Consider the following 22,324-nt stretch of genomic DNA (forward strand, 5'->3'; position numbering starts at 1 on the left):
TTAGCCCTCTGCTGCAAAGAGTGTGATGATCGAAACATTGTCTGGAGCGCCAGCCTCCAGTGCGGCGATCATCAATTTGTCGCAGGCGGTTTCGGGTGTTGTGGCTGATGCGAGGAGTTCGGCGATGCGCTGGTCACCGATACAGGTTGTCAGGCCGTCGCTGCACAAAACGATGCGATCTCCGGCAATGAGCGGCATTGTTATTGTGTCGATCTCGACATCGGGCTCGACACCGACAGCACGGGTTACCACATGACGCTCGGGGTGGGTTTCGCGTTCGCTGTCGCCCAAAAGCCCTTGTTCGATCATGTCCTGCACGACCGAGTGATCGCGGGTGAGCAAGCGCAGAGACCGGCCACGCAGCATATAGGCGCGACAATCTCCGACCCACGCTATGGTTGCAGCAAAATTTTGCACCAGCATCGCCACAACAGTTGACCCCATTTGCTTTCCGGCATGGGTGCGCGCCAGAATGTCGGCGTTAGCGGCTTGCAGTTGGACACGCACGGCTTGCGGCGCGAGGGTGTTGTCGGGCAGTTGGCTGAGCCTGTCGATAACGATGTCAGAGGCAACGTCACCGTGCCCGTAGCCGCCCATTCCGTCGGCCACGGCCCACAGCACGCCGGAAGGATCTGTCAGAATAGAATCCTCGTTGCGCTCACGCACCAGCCCCTTGTGAGTTAACCCCGCACCAAAGAAGACGGGTGCAGAAACGGGTAACATTGAAGGGACGCGGGTTATGGGCACGGACACGGGATTTGACCGCCTTTCAACTATAAGTGGTAGTGTCGGAGTGTGACAAGCTAAGCATCAGAACCGAAGCACAGTAAATAGGGGCTGCATTTAAATCGGGTTTATGATACCCTAGCTCGAGTTTACCGCAAATTCTTTTTTACCTTTAGGAGATGTCATGCGATTCGTCTTTCCAACTACCTTTGCCATTATCGGCCTGCTTTCGGTTCCTCTTGCTGCGCAGGAAGACTTGTCTGTCGACGAGCTGACAAAGCTGTTCCAGCGCCAGAAAGCAGCGTTTAGCGAAGCAACGTCAAACGGATTGGGCCAGACACGCGGCCTGAAGCTGATCACTGTAGAGGACGCGGAAGCGCCTCAGGAAGCTGGCAACACGACGCTGACGGCGCAGACCGACACAGGCTCTGCCACGACAGATGCCAACAAGCCGCTCGTTGCAACGCCTGTGGTGTTCGGCCAGCTAGACCCGGACTTGCAGGTGAATTTGCAGATCACCTTCGGCTTTGATTCGGCAGCGCTTTCGCAAGCGGAAAAGCCCAAGCTCGACAAGATGTGTCTGGTACTCAAGCAGAGCGATTTGAACCTCGTGCGCATCGTTGGCCACACCGACGCCTCAGGCTCGGCGGAATACAACGAGAAGCTCTCATCGCTGCGGGCGAAGGAAGTTGCGCGTCATCTGATCGAGTCTTGCGGGATCGCGCCGGAGCGGCTGCAAACTATCGGGCTGGGAGAACGTTTTCCTGCCAATAAGAACGATAGCCGCGCCGATGAAAACCGGCGGGTTGAGTTCCAGGCGCTGAGCTAGTTCAATCGGTCAATCCGTATGCACGGCGCAATCCGCGCTTGGTTCCTGGGCCGAAATCGCCGTCAATGGTGCCTTCATAGAAGGCGTAGTCGCTCAGCCGTGCTTGCAATGCACGCCGCGTTGAGAGCTTCAGTTGGTCAGGGTTTTCTGTCAGAACCCGCAGAACCGAACTGCTGCCCGCCCGCAACGCCTGATAGATATATCTGGCGGCATCTTCAGGGGTTTTGCCGGGAACAAGCCCGTCATCAATGAGGGCCGCGAAGTTATACATCGCCTGCGGGTGTCGCTGATCGGCGGCGCGCTCAAAGTAAACCAGTGCGGTCTTTGGATCAGTCGGCAGCCCCAACATGCCTTGATAGTAAAAGAACCCTAGATCGTTGAGCGCATCGGGGTAATTTTGCGCCGCGGCTTCCCGATACAATTCCAAGGCGCGTGCACTGTCTTGAGTGACGCCTTTGCCGGTTTCAAACTGCACCGCAAGTTCATACTGCGCCTCTGGCGATCCGGCCTTGGCCGCGCGTTCGATGTAGTCTGTCGCTTCAGCCAGATTGAACCGTTCATCCTGTGGATTGAGCCGCATGTAAGCGAGGTTCATCAGCGAGCGTGTATCGCCGGTTTCGGCGAGGGCGATGAACTGTGCTTCGTCTTCAGGCCGCAATGCTGACCAAGCTACTTTAGGGTCTAGCGCGTTGATCTGGGTAGGAAGATCGCCTGCACCGGCGAGGAAGAAGGGGATACCGGACAGCGAACCGTAGGTATGCGGTTCTTGCCGGTTGGATGTTCTGCTCAGGACATCGTCTCGCACCTGCCGGAACATCAGCGAGATTTCGAGGCCCTCTTGCTGCATCTTGTCCATGAGGGCCAAGGCAAAGGGGCTGTTGTTGCCGTTTCCGTCTAACGCGACATTGCCGTCTTTGGCCGCGAAGGCCACCAAAGTGCCACGATCAGGGACCGGCGGCGCCAATCCGCCGACGCCACGCGTGGCCGCGTCGCTTTCGGTAGATTGAAGCGGAGTGGACAGATCGATGAAGTCACCGAAGGGGTTGTCGCGGCAAGAATCCAGTATAACGATGCGCATTTTTCGAGCATGATCGACTGCAGCGAGCAAGTCATTGAGAGACAGGGCCTCTTTTTGGATATCCGCGTTTGATTTTACTGCCGCATCTGCCGGAATCAGAAAGTTTTCGCCCTGAACCTCGACGCCGTGACCCGCAAAGTAAATGAGCGCGAGATCAGCGGTTTCTGTTTCAAAAGCGAAGGTTTTTAGGGCTGCATGCGTGTCGCTGCCGCTGGCATTGATCAATGTGGTTACTTCGAACCCGATGTCATCCAGAACCGCCGAAAGGGCCTTGGCATCATTCACGGTGTTCTTGAGAGGGGAGATGGACGTGTAGTCGGACACACCGATCACCAGTGCCACCTTTTCGGCCGCCAAGGCAGGCCAAGGCAGCAGGAATAGCAAACAAGTCAATAACGCGCGCATGGTGTTCCTCTTTTCAGGAATGTTGAAAGGAATCAAACTACAATGCCTATATGATAGCGCCAAATCCTTCGCGACAATAGCCACTCGTTTCTACTCTTAGGAGAGCGATGGAGGAACAACAGTGGAATTTTCTGCCAGTTCGTGCTGTTATTGGGTATCCGACTCGGTCTTTTTTGTTAGGTGTTTCGTGCTTTTTCCATATTTTCATCAACGACTCGGTAATACTCTGGGTTGTGTTTGTAAGTGAGCGGCATGAGCAATCCGATTGAAATGAAGCTTCATTTTTGCTCTGGCTCATTCGGATGCGGGCCTGACAATCTGGATATGTGTCATGCAATGCGAGTTGCCAGACAGGCCAAATAACCGGTTGAAGCCTTGCCGGGTCGATGCTGAAGTTCAAACTATGGTCCAAATTTTGGAGGGAACCGAAATGAATTACTTTTTCCGGAAGAACCTTTTGTTACCCACGATTTTTCTAAGTTGTTTTGCGACGGTTTCGTCAGCGCAAGGCATCTCTTCTTCGCACGATGAAGGAGGGTATTTTGAAGTGGAGCTGGGCAGGGCTGAGGTTCAGCCACCGCGGCTGCGCCCAGGGCAACCGGACGCGCTACCGACCAAGACAGCGAAACTGGTTTCGGCTCCGGTGAGTGGTGCAATTGCTATTGAGTTGAAAGAGGCGGCACGTTTTTGCGGCAAGATCAAAGGCCAAGAGTATGCGATTGATTGTCTGGCATATGAATACGCCCGCATCGCCGCGGCATTGCCGGACACCGGAGACTATGCGGTGATCAAGAAAGAGCTAGAGGTCGCTTCAACCAAGCTTTCTGCTGTTGTGAGCAAGAACCGCAGTAAAACTCTGCCTGCAGGTCGCGTTGTGCAAGGCGGCCCGAAGCCACGCCGCACCGCACGCGCTCTGCGCCCTGTGGCGACTGAGGCGCTGCCAGCGGCCACTGCGGAAGCTGTTAAGATCATTGAGGAAACACAGACGGTCCTGATCCGGTCGACCGAGAACTCAACAGAACGCCGCCGCCAGTTTCAACAGATCGTCGCGTCGATGGACACCGGCACGATACTGCTACGTTCGGTGTAATAGCTTCACGCGTTACCAAACAAGAATGTTGCTTTTGTAACCAGACACAAAATGCCCTCGCCCTCATCGGCGGGGGAAGATTGCCGCGCCGTCCGCGACGCCAAAGACCTATTTTTTGGAGCAACGCACGCTGGGGTTAACGGCCTAAACACAGCGCCAAACCGCGGCGGCACAACCTGTGCATATCACAGTGCATAAACACATGCATAATGCGTGCAGACAGGTTTGAGGCCTCTTTGTTAACGCAAATTAACTTAACGCAGCGTGCGTTGCGTGCCTACTCTTTAACGACGACTGCCGCTTCGGCGGCATTTCCTCTGCCCTCGGCGCCCTCAAACAGCAGACACAAAAAAGCCCCCGCCGGTGAGGGCGGAGGCTGATTGTAGAGCTGTGACAAACTCAGTGCTTTTTGGGCTTATGCGGTGCCCAGAGGCGCTTGTTGGTCAGGTAGAGCAAGCAGGCCAGAATTGACAGCATGATCACACCGATGAGGCCGGTGCGCTTGCGTGCCATCATCTTGGGCTCGGCGGCCCACATGAGGAAGGCTGCGGCGTCTTCTGACATATGGTGCAGCGAGTTGTCGTGGCCATCGTCAAACTCGACCAGCCCGTCATCAAGCGGCGGCGCCATGCCGATCCATGAGCCAGGAACCGTGCGGTGACCATGATCATCGACACATTCTTCCGGGTAGCCACCTGGTGCGAAGGCGACGTTGTAGTAGCCGTCGAAGTCTTCTGGCGCGCAGTCAGGGGCCTCGTGGTAGCCCGTCAGGATCGCGACGATATACTCAGGGCCGCCCATACCTTTGAGGAGCTGGTTGATGCCCGAGCCGCTCGGGCCGTGAAAGCCCGCGCGCTTTTTGGCCATCAGCGAGAGGTCTGGCGCATTTTCGTCGTTTGACGCAGGGAAGTGATCAACCGGTTTGGCTGGCACGTCTTCGTCAGTTTCGGGGTCATAGACGGTGAAGTTTTCGGCAGCATAGGCGCGAACTTCTGCAGCTGAGAAGTGCGGCCCGCCCTCGTCGCCCAATGTGCGCAACGGCACATATGTCATGCCGTGGCATGCCGAGCAAACTTCGGTGTAGACCTTGAGGCCGCGTTGCAGCTGAAACTGGTCATAGGCGCCGAACATGCCGTCAAACGAGAAGTCGATATTCTCGATATGGCCACCTTCGCCGCCGGCTGCGTGAACACCACCTGCCGAAAGGGCGAGGGCGGTTACTGCTGAGAGTGCTAGTTTCTTAAGCATTGTTTCCCTAGTCCTTTCTTATTCAGCCGGAGTGCCGGCTTTTTTGCCGTACTTTGCATTGAAGTCGTCTTCGATGGTGGCGGGCATTGGCAGCGGTTTCTCGATCACACCCAAGATCGGGAGGATAACGAGGAAGTAAGCAAACCAGTAAGCCGCCGCGATGAGAGACCACGTTGCATAAGGCTCTTCGGCTGGCATAGCGCCGAGCCACATGAGGGCGATAAAGTCGATGACCAGCAGCCAGAAATACCACTTGAACATCGGCCTAAAGCGGCCCGAGCGGATGCGTGACGTGTCAAGCCAAGGTGCCAGTGCGATGATGATGATCGCGCCGAACATGGCCAAGACGCCAAAGAACTTCGCTGTCACGATGCCGCCGGTGATCCAGCTGGCAAACATCACAACCCAGACCTCTGAGGTGAAGGCGCGCAAGATCGCGTAGAACGGCAAGTAGTACCATTCAGGCACGATGTGTGCGGGCGTTACCAGCGGGTTGGCTTCGATGTAGTTATCGGGGTGACCAAGGTAGTTTGGCATGAAGCCGACAACCGCCCAGAACAGGATGAGGATAACCACCAGCGCGAACAGATCTTTGATCACGAAGTACGGCCAGAACGGCAGCGTATCTTTTTCCGCTTCGGCTTTTGAGCCTTTGCGCACTTCAACGCCAGCCGGGTTGTTGTTGCCTGTGGTGTGGAAGGCCCAGATATGGACAACCACAAGAGCGGCAATAACGAATGGCAGCAGGTAGTGCAGCGAGAAGAAGCGGTTGAGCGTCGCGTTATCAACGGCTGGCCCGCCAAGCAGGAAGGTTTGCAAGCCTTCGCCGATGAACGGGATCGCACCAAAGAGGCCTGTGATAACCGTAGCACCCCAGAACGACATCTGGCCCCAAGGCAGAACGTAGCCCATAAAGCCGGTTGCCATCATCAGGATGTAGATCAGCATGCCAACGATCCATGTCACCTCGCGAGGTGACTTATAGGAGCCGTAGTAGAGGCCGCGGAAGATGTGAATATAGACCGCAAAGAAGAACAGCGAGGCGCCGTTCATATGCAGGTAACGCAGGAAGTGCCCACCGTTCACGTCACGCATGATGTGTTCGATGCTGGCAAAGGCCAGATCAACGTGCGGCGTGTAGTGCATAACCAGCACAATGCCGGTGACAATTTGCAAGACCAGGCAAAAGGCAAGCACAATGCCCCAGATCCACCACCAGTTAAGGTTTTTCGGCGTCGGGATCATCAGCGTGCCGTAGAGCAGGCCAACAACCGGCAGGCGGCTATCCAGCCACTTTTCGATGCGGGTTTTAGGCTCGTAATGATCGTGAGGAATACCAGACATGTCGCGTCTCCTTATCCGAGGACCAGTTCACTGCCCTCAAAGCGGGCAATGGGAACTGGAAGGTTTTCGGGAGCCGGACCTTTGCGGATGCGGCCTGATGTGTCGTAGTGTGAACCGTGGCAAGGGCAGAACCAGCCGCCAAAGTCGCCAGCACCGTCGCCCAAAGGCACACAACCGAGGTGCGTGCAAACGCCCATCATCACAAGCCATTCGCCGGCTTCGTCCATGCTGCGGTTTTCGTCGCTCGCGTCGGCGCCGGGGTTGTTGTCGTTGCGGGCTTCGTCGTCGATCACAAGATCAGCCAGATTAACAGCGCGCGCATCGGCGATTTCGTCTTCGGTGCGACGGCGAACAAACACCGGTTTGCCGCGCCACTTGACTGTCAGCTGCGTGCCAACGTCGATATCAGCAGTATCAACGCGGATAGACGCCAAGGCTTGTACATCTGCTGAAGGGTTCATCTGATTGACGAGCGGCCAGACCGCGGCACCAGTAGCCACAGCGCCTGCTCCGGCGGTGGCGTAGTAGATAAAGTCTCTACGTGTGCCTTCGTGATCATCTGCGTGGGACACGAGCATTCTCCATTAGTTTCTAGGCAAAGCGCGCCTATACGGTTCGGGAATGCGGAATTCAGCAGAATCCCACACCCTCTTGGTCGCGATCTTTAAACGCGCTTTTGGCGCAGGTCTAGCTTAGATTGATTACAGATACGTTGTGTCGCGGCCTGTGACGGGTCTGCAAGGCAGTTTTTGTCATGCCGGAAGCTGGAAAAGGCGCCGTTCAAGCGCTCCGTGATTCTGCAAAACCGTCAGAAATTGAAGCGCAAAGCCTCGTTTGGTTCTTACTTCGACTGCATTATCGAAAAGTCGCAGTGACCGCAGAAAGGCGCTAGAGTTGTCGATAGGAGGGAGCGCTATGAACAAAACCGATCTCAAAAAACAACTGAAAGAGTTTTATCAGCCGTCTTCCAAGGCATACTCTGTCGTCGATGTGCCCGAGATGCCGTTTGTGAGCGTCGAGGGGCAAGGCGCGCCTGAAGGGGAGGCCTACAGCCATGCGGTGCAATGGCTTTACTCGGTGATCTATCCGATGAAGTTCATCGCCAAGCAAAAATACCGCAAAGATTTTGTTGCGCCCCCGTTAGAGGGGCTTTGGTGGGCCGACGACTGGAGCGATTTCAAAACAGACAAGCGCGACAACTGGAAGTGGCGGATGATGATCACAACGCCGACTTGGGTAGACCAAACGCTGTTTGACGAAGCGGTTGCGAAAGCCACCAAGAAGCTTGGCAATGCGCCAGAGAGCCTGAAGCTTGCACCGTTTCATGAGGGCAAAAGCGTGCAGATCATGCACATTGGCCCCTACGCCGAAGAAGCTCCGGTGATCGACAGTATGCACAATGTGTTCATGCCCGAAAACGGCCTGAAGCCGCGTGGAGAGCATCACGAAATCTACATCAGTGACCCGCGCCGCACCGCGCCTGAAAAACTCAAGACCGTGCTCAGGCAACCGGTGTGTGATGTTTAACCGTCTTGGGCTTTTCTTTTCGCACAAATACTCAACTCTGACCCGGCCTAAAGCGATGTGCCTGGCGGGTTTGGCACGGCAAGATAGTCTTCCTTGGCGATCTTCACCAAACTTTTAAGGCTGAGCGCGGTTTTGTCATCGGGGTTCAGCCGCACCAAAGCAGCTTGCACAGCATCAAACGTGGCCTCGGCATCTGCGCCGGCAGCGGCGATCAGCGGCAGTCCGGGCGTTGGTGTCGTCCATTCAAGCACGCGCAAGTCCTTTGCCCAAGGTTCGTAGCGCTGCATCATCCGCCATGACACCGCATCAAGCGAGGCTATATCTGCGCGGCCTTCGGCGACGGCTTGAGCCGACATCAGATGCCCGTGCGACTGCATGCGGTTTTCAAACCAGAAGCCAAGCGGCGCGCAGTGGAAATATGGTGCACCGTAGCCGGATTGCGAGAAGGTTTGATTGTAGGCGAATGTTGCGTTCGCATAGTCAACCAAGGCCTCACGCGCATCACCCGCGCGCACCACGATCGCACTGCGATAGTGGCCTGCGGGGCAGCCTTCAAGCCCGTAATCCGGCGTGCCGACGAGTTGCACCTTGTCATGCAGCCATGTGCGGTAAGGCATGCCGCAGGTCTGGGACAGCACCAGTTCAGGGTTTTTCCAAACTGCAAACTCCTCTGCGTCCTGGCTGAGCACTTCGGGGCTGTCGAGGCCGCGGTGAGAAAGCTCTTCGCGGATCAACGCCCAATAGCGGTTGTGAGCGTCTACAAGCTGGGGCCATTGATACATCATCATATTGGCGATCATTCTGGTTCTCCTTTGCAGCAAGGCTTGGCTGTCATACCTGCGCAGAGGCATGAAGCGGTGATGTTCACATCTGTCAAAGCCTGCGCGGCAATGAGCATGGGTTCGAATTCGGCAAGTTCTGCTGTTGCATTACGGTGTTTCAAACATTCAACCAAGCCTTGCAGCGCCCAGACATTCCTAGGGTGTTGCGCACAACGTTGCAGTTGCCCGTTAAGGCCAAGGTCTGTGCGGTAGACTTCCTCCGCCTCTGCGAAATGCCCCTGCTCGGCCAGCAGTGCCGCCAGCGCATGACGGGGCGGGTGCATCCAGGCCCAAGGCTCGGTGTAAGCGAGGTTGTCGTCACGCTGCACGCTTTCGCGCAGGTGTTCAAACGCGGTGTCGTATTCGCCTTTGTGGTAGGCCAGCTCGCCTTCTAGCATGGCTTCGCCAACTGCCAATATGTGCTGCGCTCTGTTGTTAAAGAAGGCACGTTCCGGCGGGATGTGCTGGCGGGATTTGTAAAAAGCCGAGCGCTCGGCTTCGGCCAGAGCAAAGTTGCCAAGCGCGGCATGGGCAACTGTCTTGGCGTAGTGGTGCATTGCGGTCGACACGCAGTAGAGCACCGGGTCGTCTGGCATCGGGGCATCGACGATGTCTTGCCAAAGCCCGAAGCGCACCAGCACGTGCATCTTCATCGAGTAGTAGCCCTCCATCGTTGTGGCAAGCTGCGGGCGACCCTTAACAGAGAGCACGTCATAAGACAGCGTTGCGCACATCTGCTCGGCGGCCTTCAGGGCGGGCGCGAGCTGGCCGAGGTGCATGCAGGCATACATCATCAAGTGCAGGTTGTGTGCGCGGGCCGTGGTGTAAAAATTATGCGGCCCTGCGTAGGCGAGGAACTTCTCGTCGGCGGCTATGGCTTTCTCGCTGGCTTGCTTGGCTTTGAGGTAGTCACCAACCAGAACATAAGTATGCGCGGGCATATGGTTCATGTGTCCGGCGTCAGGGCAGAGCGTGCCGAGTATGTCAGCCGAGCGCAGGGCGTCTTCCGGTGTTGCCGACATTTCGGTGCAGTGGATGTGCAGGTGCAAGATCGCCGGGTTCTGCGGGGTTTGGGCTGCGTCGTGCAGTGCGATAGAGCGGTTGATAACTGCCAATGCTTCGAGCGTGTCGGCGCCTTCGGCTGGCGTGCCTGTGCGCACATCCCACAGCTTCCACGGTGTGCGGGTCATCAAGGCCTCGGCAAACAACGCCATGATGTCGTGATCGTCGGGGTATTGCTGGTAAACCTCGCGCATGGCCGTAGCGTAGGCGGTGTCCCATGCGTCAAATCCTTCCGGCGCGACTGCGTGGGGCTGTTGGAAGCGCTGGGCGAGGGCGGTGACCAGTGCATTTTCGCGCGGGGTTGCTGTGCTCGCGGCTTTGCGGGCTTTGGTGAGGTGTTTATGCGCAATAGCGGTTGCTGCGTTTGCCTCGGCTACACTGTGTTGCCGCCAGCTGTTGTTGTAGAACGGCCCTGAGCCATATGCGACGCCCCAATGCGCCATGACGCAGTGTGGGTCGTGCTCAAGAGCGCGCAGAAAACAGGCCACGCCTTCCTCGTGGTTGAAGCCGTAGCACCAGTTGAGGCCAGCATCGAACCATCGCTGCGCTTCCGGAGCGCTGGTTGATATTGCCACACTGTGTTGGCCGAGGTCGAAGCGATCCATTATTCAGGCGTTGTTGTTTTCATGCTGTCGCGTTCTTTGAAGTTTTCATACCACTCGGCGAGGCCATCAACGCCTTGCCGCCAGTTGCGGGCGTCGTGGCGGAAGTCTAGGTAGGCGAGTGCGCAGCCTATGCTGATGTGACCGATGTCCATCGGGCCTGCGAGGTGGCTCATCCAGCGCTCGTTGATCACTTTAAGCGCGCCTGCGATTTTGCCCCATTGCGCATCTATCCACTCCGGCGATTGCTGCTCAGGCGTGCGAAAACGGCCTTCGTAGAAGGTCAGCACTGCCGAATCCATGATCGAATGTGCCATGCTTTCAAGTGTCAGCACTTCCCAGATGCGCGCCTCGGGGTAGAGCGATGCCTTGGCGCGGGCGTCGAGATAGCGGGTGATCACCCGGCTGTCGTGAAGGGCTACACCATCAGGGCGGATGAGCGCGGGGATGCGGCCTGTCGGGTTGGCGCCGAGGACTTCATCGGCAACTTTGAACGGCGTTGTCGTGACGTTGATGATTTCAACATCAGCGGTTTGGCCTGTCTCGTGCAAAACCACACGCACTTTGCGCACAAAAGGAGACGCCGGGGAGGAGATCAGTTTCATATCACGAGCCTTATGATGGATTTCGTGGGTGAGCCTAGGAGGCTTGTTGCGAGCTGTCTAGCTTTCCGGTGGTGATTTCATCAATGCAGCCAGCGCCAGTTGATCCGTGCCGATCGGTGAGTTGGGCAGGGCTTCTGCAGCGCTAAGGCGGGCGGCGTCGGGCTTGTTTTGACCGAGCTTCCAAGTGCCATCGACGCTTTCGATCGTTAGTCGGAATGGCACGATCTGGCGCAACATCTTGGCCAGCGCATCATCAGAAACCTTGCTCATTTTCCAAACCGGCTTGGGCACGAGTTGTTGCTCGAAATGCCTGGAGAGACGCTCAAGCAGCGGCGGCAAGTCGGTGTCTGGCAAACGTTCGAGCGTGCCGGTGAGGTGCACAGCAATGTAGTTCCATGTCGGGACTTGATCATCAACATCATACCAGTCAGGTGAAATATACCCTTCGGGGCCTTGCACAGCTAGGCAGGCTGGCATCGGAGCCTTCAAGGCGCGGGTGATCGCTGTCGAACGCACGAGGTGCAATTCGGCATAGGTTCCGTCATCCGAGAGCAAGAAGGGCACGTGGCTGAGCAACGGCGCAGCTTCCGTGCTGAGTGCTAGAATGCCAAAGCCCTGCGCGCGCGCGAAGGCAAGGTTTCTGTCATCACTCGACTGGCGAAAGGCTTTGTTGGGGTGCATCCTGTATCTCCGGAAAAACTGTCTGAGCATCGCCCGCGGCCCATTGTGGGTATTTGCGCATTATGGCTTTGAAACGCGGCGAGGCTTTGAAGCCTTCAAGCCATGCGATGGCTTTGGGCCAGGGCTGCGCTTCAAACCACTCCTGGTCAACATGTGCAAACTGGCGGATGAATGGCAGGATCGCCATGTCAGCCAGTGTGGGCGTAGCACCAAAGAGCCATGCCTGCGTGTCGAGCAAAGTGTCGAGCTTGATGACAAAAGCGCTGGCAAGGGTGCGCTCGGCTACTGCGTCGGCGCCTTCATAGCGGGTCGAATACTTGTAGCGGTCAAGCGCGGTTTTGAACGGCCCGTCACATTCCGCAATTAGTTTGTATCCCGCCTCGGGCATGTCGAGCCAACTTTCAGGATCGTGCCGGGCAAGCGCCCATTGCATGATTTCGAAACTCTCGTCGATGGTTTCTTCGGTGAGTTGAAGGCAAGGCACGGTCGCGCTGGGCGAGGCTTGCAAGAATGCCTCGGGCTTGTCACGCAACACAACCTCACGCAAGGCTGAAGGCACGCCGGATGCGGCCAAAGCAAGGCGCGCGCGCATTGCATAAGGGCAGCGCCGGAAAGACCAGAGGACAGGCAGATGTGACATGCCCAAGGCTTAGGTGTCGCGGCGCGAATTGCCAACCAAAATCGCCCCGGTTGTTCTTTAAGCTGCCCTGTAACGCGACTGCGCCGAAACCTCTGAAAGCCAATGATGAAGGCTGTCACAGCGGCTATCAGCTGAACGGAGCGCGCATGCGACTATTTCCAAACCGGTCGCCGGGTGCTAGCCCTTGAGGCGGGAGCCATGCTAGGTTTGGATGTATCGCCTGTAGCGCTGACATCGCGGGCGGCACGGACAAGACGCTAACGTCACATCACTGAAGCGAGGAGCATTTAAGCATGAACATCGACAAGAAGATCACCAATGATCTTGTCGCCAACGAGGTTTCATTTGTCACGACCGTGCCCTGCAAGCAGCTGGCGGGTGTGATCGAAGAAGTCGACAAGCGCGACGAGATTTTCCATATCCCTTCCAATAAGGAAGACGAGGGCATGGGCCTTTGTGCGGGGGCGTGGATGGGCGGCAAGCGGCCTGCCATTATTATGCAGAATACGGCGATCGGCGTGACAATTAACACACTGGCGACGCTCATTCAGTATTACCGCATGCCATTGCCGATGCTGATCAGTTACCGCGGAGAGCTGCGCGAGCCTGTTGCGTGTCAGGTCGAGATGGCCGTGCATACCAAGGCACTGTTAGCGCAGATGAACGTTCCGACTTACCACTTCCACCAACAGAGTGATGTTGAAGAGTTCGATGCGATCCTGAAATACACTTTCATGTGCAACAAACCTGTGGCGATCCTGACTGACGCCAACTTCTGGGGAGGCTATGGCGACCAATGATACGTTCTGAAATCTTGAAAGAAATCGCACCCATTCTTCGCGACCAACTGGTTGTTTGCAACATTGGCATCCCGAGTCAGGAACTGCATGCGATTGATGACCAGCCGAGCAATTTTTATATGCTGGGCACGATGGGTCTGGCCAGTTCTATCGGGCTTGGGCTTGCACTTGCGCAGCCAAAAACCGTTATTTCGATAGACGGTGACGGCTCGGTTTTGACCAACCTCGGCACGCTGCCAACCATTGGTAACAACATGCCACCGAACTACATTCTGATGATCATCGACAACGGCTCTTACGGCTCGACCGGTGATCAGCCGACTTACACTGGCAAGAAAACCGACCTTGCTGCCATGGCGCGCGCCGCAGGCTGTGACGACGTAGTTGAAGTGCAGGATGTTGACACGGGCAAGGCGCTGCAAGCGGCTATCGACAGCGGCAAGGGCACTGTGATGGTTGTCAAATGCGACAGCGGCAACGCCAAAATGCCGGTGATCACGATGGATCCGGTTGTGATCCGTGATCGCTTTATGAAGGCTGTTGCCAGCTGACACCAAGGAAGAGTAGCGCAAGGCGGTTCTCGGAGGCATTTCGAGCCCGAAGCCTAACTCTCTGAAGTTTGCTCTAGCGCAACGTTTCGTGGCGCGCGCGCGGGATAGACTCGCGGCCATGACGCGCGTTCATTCCATATTGCTCAGTTGGTTTATAGCTGTCTGCCTTACTTTGTATGGCCCTTTAGGCATGGCTGCTGCCAGCGGGGCGACCGCGGTTTTCGAAATGGAGATCTGCGCTGACGGAGGAGTGCAAACCGTTCTTGTCAGTTCCGACGCAGCCCCATTCGCACCAAAGCACAACTGTCATGAGTGTCTCGTTTGTGGCCATGCCATGGTCGGGCATGCTGACCTAACAGCAAATATGGGTGTTTCGCCTAGCTCTTGGCTGACAGCCGCAGCGCGCGCCGCCTTCGACACCCCATACATCCAAACCCAGAATTTTCGCCCGATGCCGCGTGGCCCCCCGAGTGGGCACATGACCATAATGATTCTGCCAGATGTGATCAAATTTGATCTGGCTTTAAACAATCACCAAACATGCAGCGACGGGCGCCCTCTCACCAAGGACGCTAGCGCATGACAATTTTCCGTTCTCTCCTAAAAGTTATGGCTTTGGCCGTTGCGATGCTCGCTTTCGGGCTTCCGGCTACGGCCCAAACTGTCCTTTCCAAGCTGCTGCCTGACATTAACGTCGGAGAGTTGGTTGAAGGTGCTGACGCTTTCGGTGAGGTTCACGCAGACATTCCGGCAGTTCAGGTGCTCAAAAACGGGCAGCGCGTTGGTTGGGCTTTTGTCACCTCTGACTACGTGTCGACGACGGGCTATTCGGGCAAACCTATACATACAATGGTTGCCGTAGATGACGCCGCGAAAGTCATTGGTGTGCAACTGGTGAAACACTCGGAGCCGATTGTTCTGATCGGCATTCCCGACTCGAAGGTTAAGGCCCTTGTGGCGGGTTACACGGGGCTTGATCTGGTTGCCGAAGCCGAGACAGGCGGCACAGCACACGAGCTTGATATCATTTCAGGCGCAACCGTTACGATCATGGTGATCGACGATTCTATCATTCGTTCGGGCTTGAAAGTAGCGCGGCAGCTGGGGTTGGGCGGGCTTGCTGTCGAGGAGAAAGGCACGGGGCCCCGGTTCGAGTTCAACCCTGATGCTGAAGCCGCTAGTGACTGGATGACACTTGAGGGCGACGGCACGTTGCGGCGACTTTCACTGGATGTCGGGCAAGTCAACGAAGCCTTCGCCGCAATGGACGACGAACGCGCCGCCAAGCGGGCAATGAAAGAAGCGCCTGAAACCACGTTCATCGAGATGCAGGCGGCGCTTGCCTCGCACCCTGCAATTGCTAGGGCATTGCTTGGCGATGCCGTTGCCAAAAATCTTGATGACTGGCTGGAGGAGGGCGACCACGCTGTCGCCATTGTTGGGCGCGGGCTCTATTCGTTCAAAGGCTCCGGTTATGTGCGTGGCGGAATTTTTGACAGAATTGTGCTGATCCAGAATGACGTGTCTGTCCGTTTTCGTGACCGGATGCACAAGCGTATCAACTCCATTGCGGCCTCGGGTGCGCCGGTTTTCAACGAGGCGGACTTGTTCAAAATACCCGCGGACAGCGGGTTTGACCCGACGCAGCCATTCCGCATCCAGCTGTTGGTGCACCGTGATGTCGGGGCGATCGAAAAGGTTTTTACCACCTTTGATCTCGCCTACCAGTTGCCGCCGCAATATGTCCGCGCGCTTGCACCGCCCGTTGCCGCCGAGGTGCCTGCTGCCGTCGAGCAAGTTGCGACGCAGTCAGAACTCGACGCGCAACAAGCGCTTTGGAAACGTATCTGGGAGGGCAAGACAACAGAGATCATCGTGCTGGGTGTCATGCTGACGGTGCTGACAGCGGTGTTTTTCTTTCAAACATTCGCAACCATCAATGCGCGTTGGTTCTTCTGGTTCCGCATGTCGTTCCTGACTGTAACTCTGGTTTACCTCGGCTGGTATGCCAATGCGCAGCTTTCGGTTGTTAACCTTATGGCGCTGTTTGGCTCACTGGTTTCCGGCTTTAGCTGGCAGGCGTTTTTGCTTGATCCATTGACGTTTATCTTGTGGTTCGCGGTTGCGGCGTCGCTGCTGTTCTGGGGTCGCGGCGCTTACTGTGGTTGGCTTTGCCCGTTTGGCGCGCTGCAAGAGCTGACCAACCGCATCGGGCGCGCGCTGCATATCCCGCAGTGGACGCTTCCCTGGGGGCTTCACGAGCGCCTGTGGCCGCTTAAATACATGATCTTTCTTGGGCTGTTTGGTGTCTCTCTTATGAGCATCGAGAGAGCCGAGCATCTGGCAGAGATCGAACCGTTCAAGACGGCCATTGTTCTCAACTTTGTTCGGGCTTGGCCGTTTGTTGCCTATGTCGCGGCCCTGCTCATTGCCGGATTGTTTGTCGAGCGCTTCTTCTGTCGTTACCTCTGCCCGCTCGGTGCAGCGCTGGCTATTCCGGCACGTTTGCGGATGTTTGACTGGCTGAAGCGCTATCACGAGTGCGGCAACCCCTGCCAAAGCTGCGCGCATCAATGCCCTGTTCAGGCGATCCACCCGACTGGTGAGATCAACCCGAACGAGTGCATCAACTGCCTGCATTGTCAGGTTCTCTACCAGTCCGAAACCATCTGCCCTGTTGTGATCAAGAAAGCCAAACGCCGCGCCAAAGACGCTGCTGGCCCTGATCTTGCACGCTTCGTTGGGCATCCGAACCAAAAACAAACACCACCAAACCTAGGAAAGGGATGAAAATGTCAGAAGGTAACAAACTACCAATCACACGCAGAAGCCTGCTTGGAGCAACTGCCGGAGGCGCAGCGCTTGCTGGCGCTCTTGGCACGCGCGCAATGCTGACGGGGTCTGTCGCGGCTGGAGCGGCCACATTGGCGAGCACAACAAGCGCTCGCGCTGCCGCCGGCGCCGAAGTTGGGCCAGGCCAGCTTGATGAATACTACGGTTTCTGGTCATCGGGCCAAGCAGGCGAGATGCGAATTCTCGGCATCCCGTCAATGCGCGAGCTTATGCGCATACCGGTGTTCAACACGTGCTCGGCAACGGGCTGGGGCATCACCAACGAGTCCAAGAAGATCCTCACCGAGGGCCTGACCGAGAAGACCAAGAAACAACTGGCTGCCAACGGCCACGAGTTCCCACCGAACGGCGATTTGCACCACCCGCACATGTCCTTCACCGAAGGCACATATGACGGCCGTTTCCTGTTTATGAACGACAAAGCCAACACCCGCGTGGCGCGTGTGCGTTGCGACGTGATGAAATGCGACAAGATCCTCGAGATCCCCAATGCCAAAGCGATCCATGGTCTGCGTCCGCAAAAATGGCCGCGCACCAATTATGTCTTCTGTAACGGTGAAGACGAGATCCCGATGGTTAATGACGGTAAGATTCTGGATGAGCCAGAGAAGTATGTAAACTTCTACACCGCGGTAAACGCTGACGAAATGACAGTCGCGTGGCAGGTGATGGTGTCAGGCAACCTCGATAACACCGACTGCGACTATGATGGCAAATACGCCTTCTCGACATGCTACAACTCGGAAATGGGCATGACACTTGCCGATATGACCGAGGCGGACATGGACCATGTCGTTGTCTTCAACATCGCCGAAATCGAAGCTGGCATCGAAGCGGGTGATTTCATCGAGCTCAACGGCGTGAAGGTTCTGGACGGGCGCAAAGGGCAGAACAAAAAGTACACCCGCTACATCCCGATCCCGAACAACCCGCACGGCTGCAACATGGCGCCGGATAAGATTCACCTCTGTATTGCCGGCAAGCTGTCGCCGACTGTTTCAGTGATCGACGTGCGCAAGCTTGATGCTGTGTTCAACGACGAGGCCGAGCCGCGCAGCTGTGTTGTTGCCGAGCCAGAGCTGGGCCTTGGCCCGCTTCACACCGCGTTTGATGGCACGGGCCACGCCTACACCACGCTGTTTCTTGATAGTCAGGTTGTTAAGTGGAACATCGAAGACGCGATCAAGCTCTACAATGGTGAAGACGCCGACCCGATCCGCCTTAAAAAGGACGTGCACTACCAGCCGGGTCACAACTCGACAGTCATGGGCGAAACGCTTGAGGCAACCGACAAATACTATCTGACGATGAACAAGTTCTCGAAAGACCGGTTCCTCAATGTTGGCCCGCTTAAGCCGGAAAACGAACAGCTGTTTGTTATTGACGGTGATGACATGACGATGGTTCACGACGGCCCGACATTTGCCGAGCCACACGACAGTATCATCGTTGACCCTAGTAAAGTGAACCCGAACTCTGTCTGGGATCGAAACGACCCGATGTGGGCTGACGCGCGTGCGCAGGCTGAAATTGATGAGGTTGATCTGGATGACTGGCAAGACACTGTTATTCGCGATGGCAACAAAGTCCGCGTTTATATGTCGAGCCAAGCACCAAACTTTGCGCTGGAAACCTTCACTGTGAAGGAGGGCGACGAAGTCACTGTGTATGTGACCAACCTTGATGACATCGACGATCTGACCCACGGTTTCACAATGGGCAATCACGGTGTGGCTATGGAAGTTGGCCCGCAGGCGACATCATCAGTTACCTTCGTGGCGGCAACGCCGGGTGTGTTCTGGTATTACTGCCAGTGGTTCTGTCACGCGCTGCACATGGAAATGCGTGGCCGGATGTTTGTTGAACCGAAAGACGCTTAAGCATGTTTCGCGCCCTGACATTCCTGTTGGTTGCACTCACGGCTCTGCCCCTTTGGGCGGCAGAGTTGCGGGTGCCGTCAACGTCAGGGGGCTTGGCGCAGGCCATCGCCGGAGCCAATTCCGGCGATGTGCTTATCCTTGAAGCGGGTCGCCACGCGGGCCCCATTGTTATTGACCGCCCCCTGACACTGACAGGGACGCATGACGCCGTTATTGATGGCATGGGGCAAGGCACAGTTGTGACCATCGACGCTACGGATGTGACCATCAAAGGGCTCACGATTGTTGGCTCTGGGCTGAACAGTCAAGAGACAGATGCAGGCGTCAAGATCCTGAAAAAGGCCGACCGCGCGCTTGTTGAGGGCAACCGTGTGCTTGGCAACTTGCATGGTATAGACGTCCACGGCGGACATGATGCTGTGGTGCGTGGAAACACGATTGAGGGCACACGTAACCCGCGCATGAACGACCGCGGGAATGGAATTTATGTTTGGAATTCGCCGGGCACGGTTGTTGAGGGCAACTCGGTGCGGTGGGGGCGTGACGGGATATTTTCCAATACCTCGCGCAAAGGCATTTACCGCAACAACCTGTTCCGCGATCTGCGTTTTGCCGTGCATTATATGTATACCAACAACTCCGAAGTGTCGGGGAATGTTTCGATCGGTAATCATCTCGGTTATGCGATCATGTTTTCCAACCGCGTGATCTTGAAGAACAATCTCAGCCTGTCTGATACCAGCCACGGGGTGATGCTTAACTTCGCCAACAACGCCGATGTTTCGGGAAACCTCGTGCGTGGCGGTGCCAATCGCTGCACGTTTATCTACAATGCGCATAAGAATATTATCACCGGCAACCGCTTTGAAGGCTGCAACATCGGCATCCATTTTACCGCCGGTTCCGAGCGCAACGTGCTGACGGGCAATGCCTTCATCGGCAACCGGACGCAAGTGAAGTATGTTGGAACGCGCGACATCGAATGGAGCTTTGAAGGCCGTGGCAATTACTGGTCTGATCACCCCGGTTTTGACCTTGGCGGTGACGGTATTGCTGACAGCCCGTTTCGCCCGAATGATCTGATGGATCACATCCTGTGGTCGCAACCCGCCGCCTCATTGCTTACCGGTGCGCCTGCGGTGCAACTCGTCCGCTGGACGCAATCCAGCTTTCCTGCGACGCTCCCCGGTGGCGTGGTTGACAGCGCGCCGCTCATGGCTGCGCCTGTTCTATCAGTCCCACAACAATATGCCGCCTTGGAGGCCAAAGCCGCCGCCAACCGAAATGAAAGACAGGTTGATGACTTCGACATTGATGATCTCTCATCTCACTAAGACTTTTGAAGGGGTCAAGGCCCTGACAGATGTTTCACTGAGTGTCGCTTCCGGCGAGCGGGTGGCTCTGCTGGGCCACAACGGCGCTGGCAAGTCGACGTTGATGAAAGTCATTCTGGGTTTGATTTCGGCAGATCATGGCGAGGTTTCTGTCTGCGGTGCTGCTCCGGGCAACGCCGCGGCGCGCGAACATGTGGCTTACCTGCCCGAAAATGCTGCCTTTCACCCAGCGCTCACCGGGCTTGAACAGATCACTTACTATATGCGCTTGCGCAACGAAGCAGCATCCGGCGCGATGGATTTGCTTGACCGTGTCGGCCTTGCGCATGCAGCCAAGCGCCGGATCGGCACCTACTCCAAAGGTATGCGCCAGCGGGTTGGTCTCGCGCAGGCTCTCATCGGGCATCCGCGCCTCTTGGTGCTTGATGAGCCAACCAGCGGGCTTGACCCTGTCTCGCGCCGCGACTTTTACGCGTTGCTGGATGGACTGGCCGCCGACGGTGCTGCGATCCTGCTGTCGAGCCATGCCTTGACCGAGGTTGAAGCGCGCACCGACAAACTGCTGATCCTGTCAGGCGGCAAGATGGTTGCGGAAGGTTCACTACCCGAACTCAGACGCGAAGCCGCGCTGCCTGTCTCGATGCAATTGCATGCAATAAACGGCTATGACACCGATATCATGAAGGCCTTTCCGGCAGCTATCCGGGCCAACGGCGTGTTGCAGCTTGCCTGCTCGCAAGACGAAAAGCTGGCAACTTTGGCGCGTATCTCAAAACTGCATAGCAAGCTCGCCGATGTCGAAGTGATCCCGCCTAGTCTCGAAGATATTTATAGCCACTTCAGCCGGAGAGACGGACAATGATAGCGCGCATCTTTGCCACAGCTTCGAGTGAGCTTCATATCGCACGGCGCAACCGGTGGGTGCTTATCGCAGTGCTGCTTATGGTGGTCTTTTCAGTTGTATTGTCAGCGGCCGGATCAGCTCCGACTGGTGCACTTGGCGCTGACCGCTTGTCTGTTGTCGTGGCCTCGCTCACATCGCTCTCGGTCTATCTCGTGCCTCTGGTCGCGCTGCTGATGTCGTTTGACGCGGTTGCAGGTGAAGTCGAACGCGGGACACTGCCCTTGCTGCTCACCTATCCGGTGGCACGCTGGGAGGTGCTGGCAGGCAAGCTTGTCGCACACACAGCGATACTGGTTGTCGCGATCGCGGCGGGCTATGGCGCTGCCGCAGTCCTCACGATGTTTGCGGATTCCGCAGCGACATCCGGCCTTGCATCGCTCTGGCGGTTGACTTGGACATCGGTTTTGCTTGGCGCAACCTTTCTGGGAATAGGCTATGCGCTGTCGTCTCTAGCGCGCCGTGTTTCGGGCGCAGCAGGGCTGGCGATCGGGCTTTGGCTTGGTCTTGTTGTGCTCTACGATCTGGGCTTGCTTGCAGCGGTCGTTGCCGACAATGGAGGCGGCTTCACAACAAAGGTGTTTCCGCTGGCGCTGTTGGCCAACCCCGCTGACGCTTTTCGTTTGTTCAACCTGACAGCCTCGCAAGCTGCTCAAGCCGCTGCTGGTGTCGGGGGTGCGGCTTATGCCGTTCCGCTTTGGCAATCACTACTGTCTGTCGCCGTTTGGCCGCTGATATCGCTCGGTCTAGCGGCAATGGCTTTTCGAAGGGTCGAACCATGAAGGCGCTGGGCTTCACACTTGCTCTAATAGTGCTGGCCGCCTGCAAGCAGGAGGCCATGCAAGACACCTCTCCGGTGTCGCTTAACGCTGATGCTGTCGGGCATTACTGCCAGATGAACCTGCTCGAGCATGACGGCCCCAAGGGGCAGGCGCATCTGGCTGGCCTTCCTGCAGCGCCGTTGTTCTTCAGTCAAGTGCGGGACGCGGTTGCCTACATGCGGATGCCCGAACAAAGCCATGCCATCCTGACTGTTTGGGTCAATGATATGGGTGCCGAGGGTGCGACATGGAAAGCGCCCGGCGCTGACAATTGGATCACAGCCGATGAGGCGTTCTATGTTGTCGGAGCGCAGGTCATTGGCGGCATGGGAGCGCCAGAGGTTGTGCCATTTTTGCAAGAGGCAAAAGCTGCCGCGTTTGCAGAAATAAACGGCGGCAACGTTATGCGCTTTGCAGAAATACCGGATAGCGCTGTGCTGGCTCCTGTGGCTTTGGACGGCGAAGAAACAGACCGCGAATTTGAAGATCGTCTGCGCGCGCTTTCGCGCGAGAATGGAGAGTAAAC

Annotated in this window: 21 protein-coding genes; 11 read left to right on the forward strand and 10 right to left on the reverse strand. The window is 56.6% G+C overall.

Features of this window, described 5'->3' with window-relative positions; genetic code table 11:
* Nucleotides 1-723: a PP2C family protein-serine/threonine phosphatase gene (locus KO498_RS02005; RefSeq protein WP_215958199.1), complete on the reverse strand. Its 723-nt coding sequence runs from the start codon at nt 721-723 to the stop codon at nt 1-3.
* 187 nt (nt 724-910) lie between these two features.
* On the opposite strand from KO498_RS02005, the gene KO498_RS02010 reads away from it, so the two are divergent.
* On the forward strand, nt 911-1,555 hold the full coding sequence (locus KO498_RS02010) for an OmpA family protein (RefSeq protein WP_215958200.1): 645 nt from the start codon (nt 911-913) through the stop codon (nt 1,553-1,555).
* Nucleotide 1,556: 1 nt separating this feature from the next.
* On the opposite strand, the gene KO498_RS02015 is transcribed toward KO498_RS02010, so the two are convergent.
* The gene (locus tag KO498_RS02015; protein WP_215958201.1) at nt 1,557-3,038 is read right to left on the reverse strand and encodes a caspase family protein; all 1,482 of its coding nucleotides are present in this window, start codon (nt 3,036-3,038) and stop codon (nt 1,557-1,559) included.
* 547 nt (nt 3,039-3,585) lie between these two features.
* Between KO498_RS02015 and KO498_RS02020 the strand changes: the two genes are divergently transcribed.
* The gene (locus KO498_RS02020; protein ID WP_215958202.1) at nt 3,586-4,128 is read left to right on the forward strand and encodes a hypothetical protein; all 543 of its coding nucleotides are present in this window, start codon (nt 3,586-3,588) and stop codon (nt 4,126-4,128) included.
* 399 nt (nt 4,129-4,527) lie between these two features.
* Here the strand turns inward: KO498_RS02020 and KO498_RS02025 are convergent, their stop codons facing one another.
* From KO498_RS02025 to petA, 3 genes are read right to left on the reverse strand one after another with little or no spacing between them, the layout of a single operon-like run.
* On the reverse strand, nt 4,528-5,376 hold the full coding sequence (locus KO498_RS02025; RefSeq protein ID WP_215958203.1) for a cytochrome c1: 849 nt from the start codon (nt 5,374-5,376) through the stop codon (nt 4,528-4,530).
* An 18-nt stretch (nt 5,377-5,394) separates the two neighbouring features.
* Nucleotides 5,395-6,720, reverse strand: coding sequence for a cytochrome b (locus KO498_RS02030; RefSeq protein ID WP_215958204.1), 1,326 nt, complete (start codon nt 6,718-6,720; stop codon nt 5,395-5,397).
* Nucleotides 6,721-6,731: 11 nt separating this feature from the next.
* Nucleotides 6,732-7,292, reverse strand: coding sequence for a ubiquinol-cytochrome c reductase iron-sulfur subunit (gene petA, locus KO498_RS02035; protein WP_215958205.1), 561 nt, complete (start codon nt 7,290-7,292; stop codon nt 6,732-6,734).
* A 343-nt stretch (nt 7,293-7,635) separates the two neighbouring features.
* Between petA and KO498_RS02040 the strand changes: the two genes are divergently transcribed.
* A complete protein-coding gene (locus tag KO498_RS02040) occupies nt 7,636-8,247 on the forward strand; it encodes a GyrI-like domain-containing protein (RefSeq protein ID WP_215958206.1) in 612 nt (203 codons plus the stop codon).
* A gap of 47 nt (nt 8,248-8,294) precedes the next feature.
* On the opposite strand, the gene KO498_RS02045 is transcribed toward KO498_RS02040, so the two are convergent.
* The 5 genes from KO498_RS02045 to KO498_RS02065 are packed head-to-tail and all read right to left on the reverse strand — an operon-like array spanning nt 8,295 to nt 12,658.
* Nucleotides 8,295-9,047 carry a phosphate/phosphite/phosphonate ABC transporter substrate-binding protein gene (locus KO498_RS02045; RefSeq protein ID WP_215958207.1) on the reverse strand — a complete coding sequence of 251 codons (753 nt, stop codon included), beginning with the start codon at nt 9,045-9,047 and terminating at the stop codon, nt 8,295-8,297.
* A complete protein-coding gene (locus KO498_RS02050; protein WP_215958208.1) occupies nt 9,044-10,735 on the reverse strand; it encodes a tetratricopeptide repeat protein in 1,692 nt (563 codons plus the stop codon). The genes KO498_RS02045 and KO498_RS02050 overlap by 4 nt, the downstream gene beginning before the upstream one ends.
* Nucleotides 10,735-11,337, reverse strand: a complete 603-nt coding sequence (locus KO498_RS02055; RefSeq protein WP_215958209.1) for a glutathione S-transferase — start codon at nt 11,335-11,337, stop codon at nt 10,735-10,737. Before KO498_RS02055 ends, KO498_RS02050 begins: the two co-directional genes overlap by 1 nt.
* Nucleotides 11,338-11,394: 57 nt before the next feature.
* Nucleotides 11,395-12,018 (reverse strand): FMN-binding negative transcriptional regulator, encoded by a 624-nt coding sequence (locus KO498_RS02060; RefSeq protein ID WP_215958210.1) that lies wholly within the window; start codon nt 12,016-12,018, stop codon nt 11,395-11,397.
* Entirely contained in the window at nt 11,984-12,658 is a 675-nt protein-coding gene (locus KO498_RS02065; RefSeq protein WP_215958211.1) for a glutathione S-transferase, read from the reverse strand. Before KO498_RS02065 ends, KO498_RS02060 begins: the two co-directional genes overlap by 35 nt.
* Before the next feature lie 293 nt (nt 12,659-12,951).
* On the opposite strand from KO498_RS02065, the gene KO498_RS02070 reads away from it, so the two are divergent.
* The 8 genes from KO498_RS02070 to KO498_RS02105 all read left to right on the forward strand — a co-directional run bounded on the left by KO498_RS02070 (nt 12,952) and on the right by KO498_RS02105 (nt 22,322).
* Nucleotides 12,952-13,458, forward strand: coding sequence for a sulfopyruvate decarboxylase subunit alpha (locus KO498_RS02070; RefSeq protein ID WP_215958212.1), 507 nt, complete (start codon nt 12,952-12,954; stop codon nt 13,456-13,458).
* Complete coding sequence (comE, locus tag KO498_RS02075) at nt 13,455-14,009, forward strand: sulfopyruvate decarboxylase subunit beta (protein ID WP_215958213.1); 555 nt, start codon at nt 13,455-13,457, stop codon at nt 14,007-14,009. The genes KO498_RS02070 and comE overlap by 4 nt, the downstream gene beginning before the upstream one ends.
* Nucleotides 14,010-14,588: 579 nt before the next feature.
* On the forward strand, nt 14,589-16,799 hold the full coding sequence (locus KO498_RS02080) for a NosR/NirI family protein (protein WP_215958214.1): 2,211 nt from the start codon (nt 14,589-14,591) through the stop codon (nt 16,797-16,799).
* Nucleotides 16,800-16,801: 2 nt separating this feature from the next.
* A complete protein-coding gene (nosZ, locus tag KO498_RS02085) occupies nt 16,802-18,742 on the forward strand; it encodes a TAT-dependent nitrous-oxide reductase (protein ID WP_215958215.1) in 1,941 nt (646 codons plus the stop codon).
* A 2-nt stretch (nt 18,743-18,744) separates the two neighbouring features.
* Nucleotides 18,745-20,076 carry a nitrous oxide reductase family maturation protein NosD gene (locus tag KO498_RS02090; protein WP_215958216.1) on the forward strand — a complete coding sequence of 444 codons (1,332 nt, stop codon included), beginning with the start codon at nt 18,745-18,747 and terminating at the stop codon, nt 20,074-20,076.
* The gene (locus KO498_RS02095; protein ID WP_215958217.1) at nt 20,042-20,938 is read left to right on the forward strand and encodes an ABC transporter ATP-binding protein; all 897 of its coding nucleotides are present in this window, start codon (nt 20,042-20,044) and stop codon (nt 20,936-20,938) included. The genes KO498_RS02090 and KO498_RS02095 overlap by 35 nt, the downstream gene beginning before the upstream one ends.
* Nucleotides 20,935-21,759: an ABC transporter permease gene (locus tag KO498_RS02100; protein ID WP_215958218.1), complete on the forward strand. Its 825-nt coding sequence runs from the start codon at nt 20,935-20,937 to the stop codon at nt 21,757-21,759. Before KO498_RS02095 ends, KO498_RS02100 begins: the two co-directional genes overlap by 4 nt.
* On the forward strand, nt 21,756-22,322 hold the full coding sequence (locus tag KO498_RS02105) for a nitrous oxide reductase accessory protein NosL (RefSeq protein ID WP_215958219.1): 567 nt from the start codon (nt 21,756-21,758) through the stop codon (nt 22,320-22,322). The genes KO498_RS02100 and KO498_RS02105 overlap by 4 nt, the downstream gene beginning before the upstream one ends.
* Nucleotides 22,323-22,324: the final 2 nt, after the last annotated feature.

The sequence above is a fragment of the Lentibacter algarum genome, assembly GCF_018860975.1.
Taxonomy (GTDB): domain Bacteria; phylum Pseudomonadota; class Alphaproteobacteria; order Rhodobacterales; family Rhodobacteraceae; genus Lentibacter; species Lentibacter algarum_A.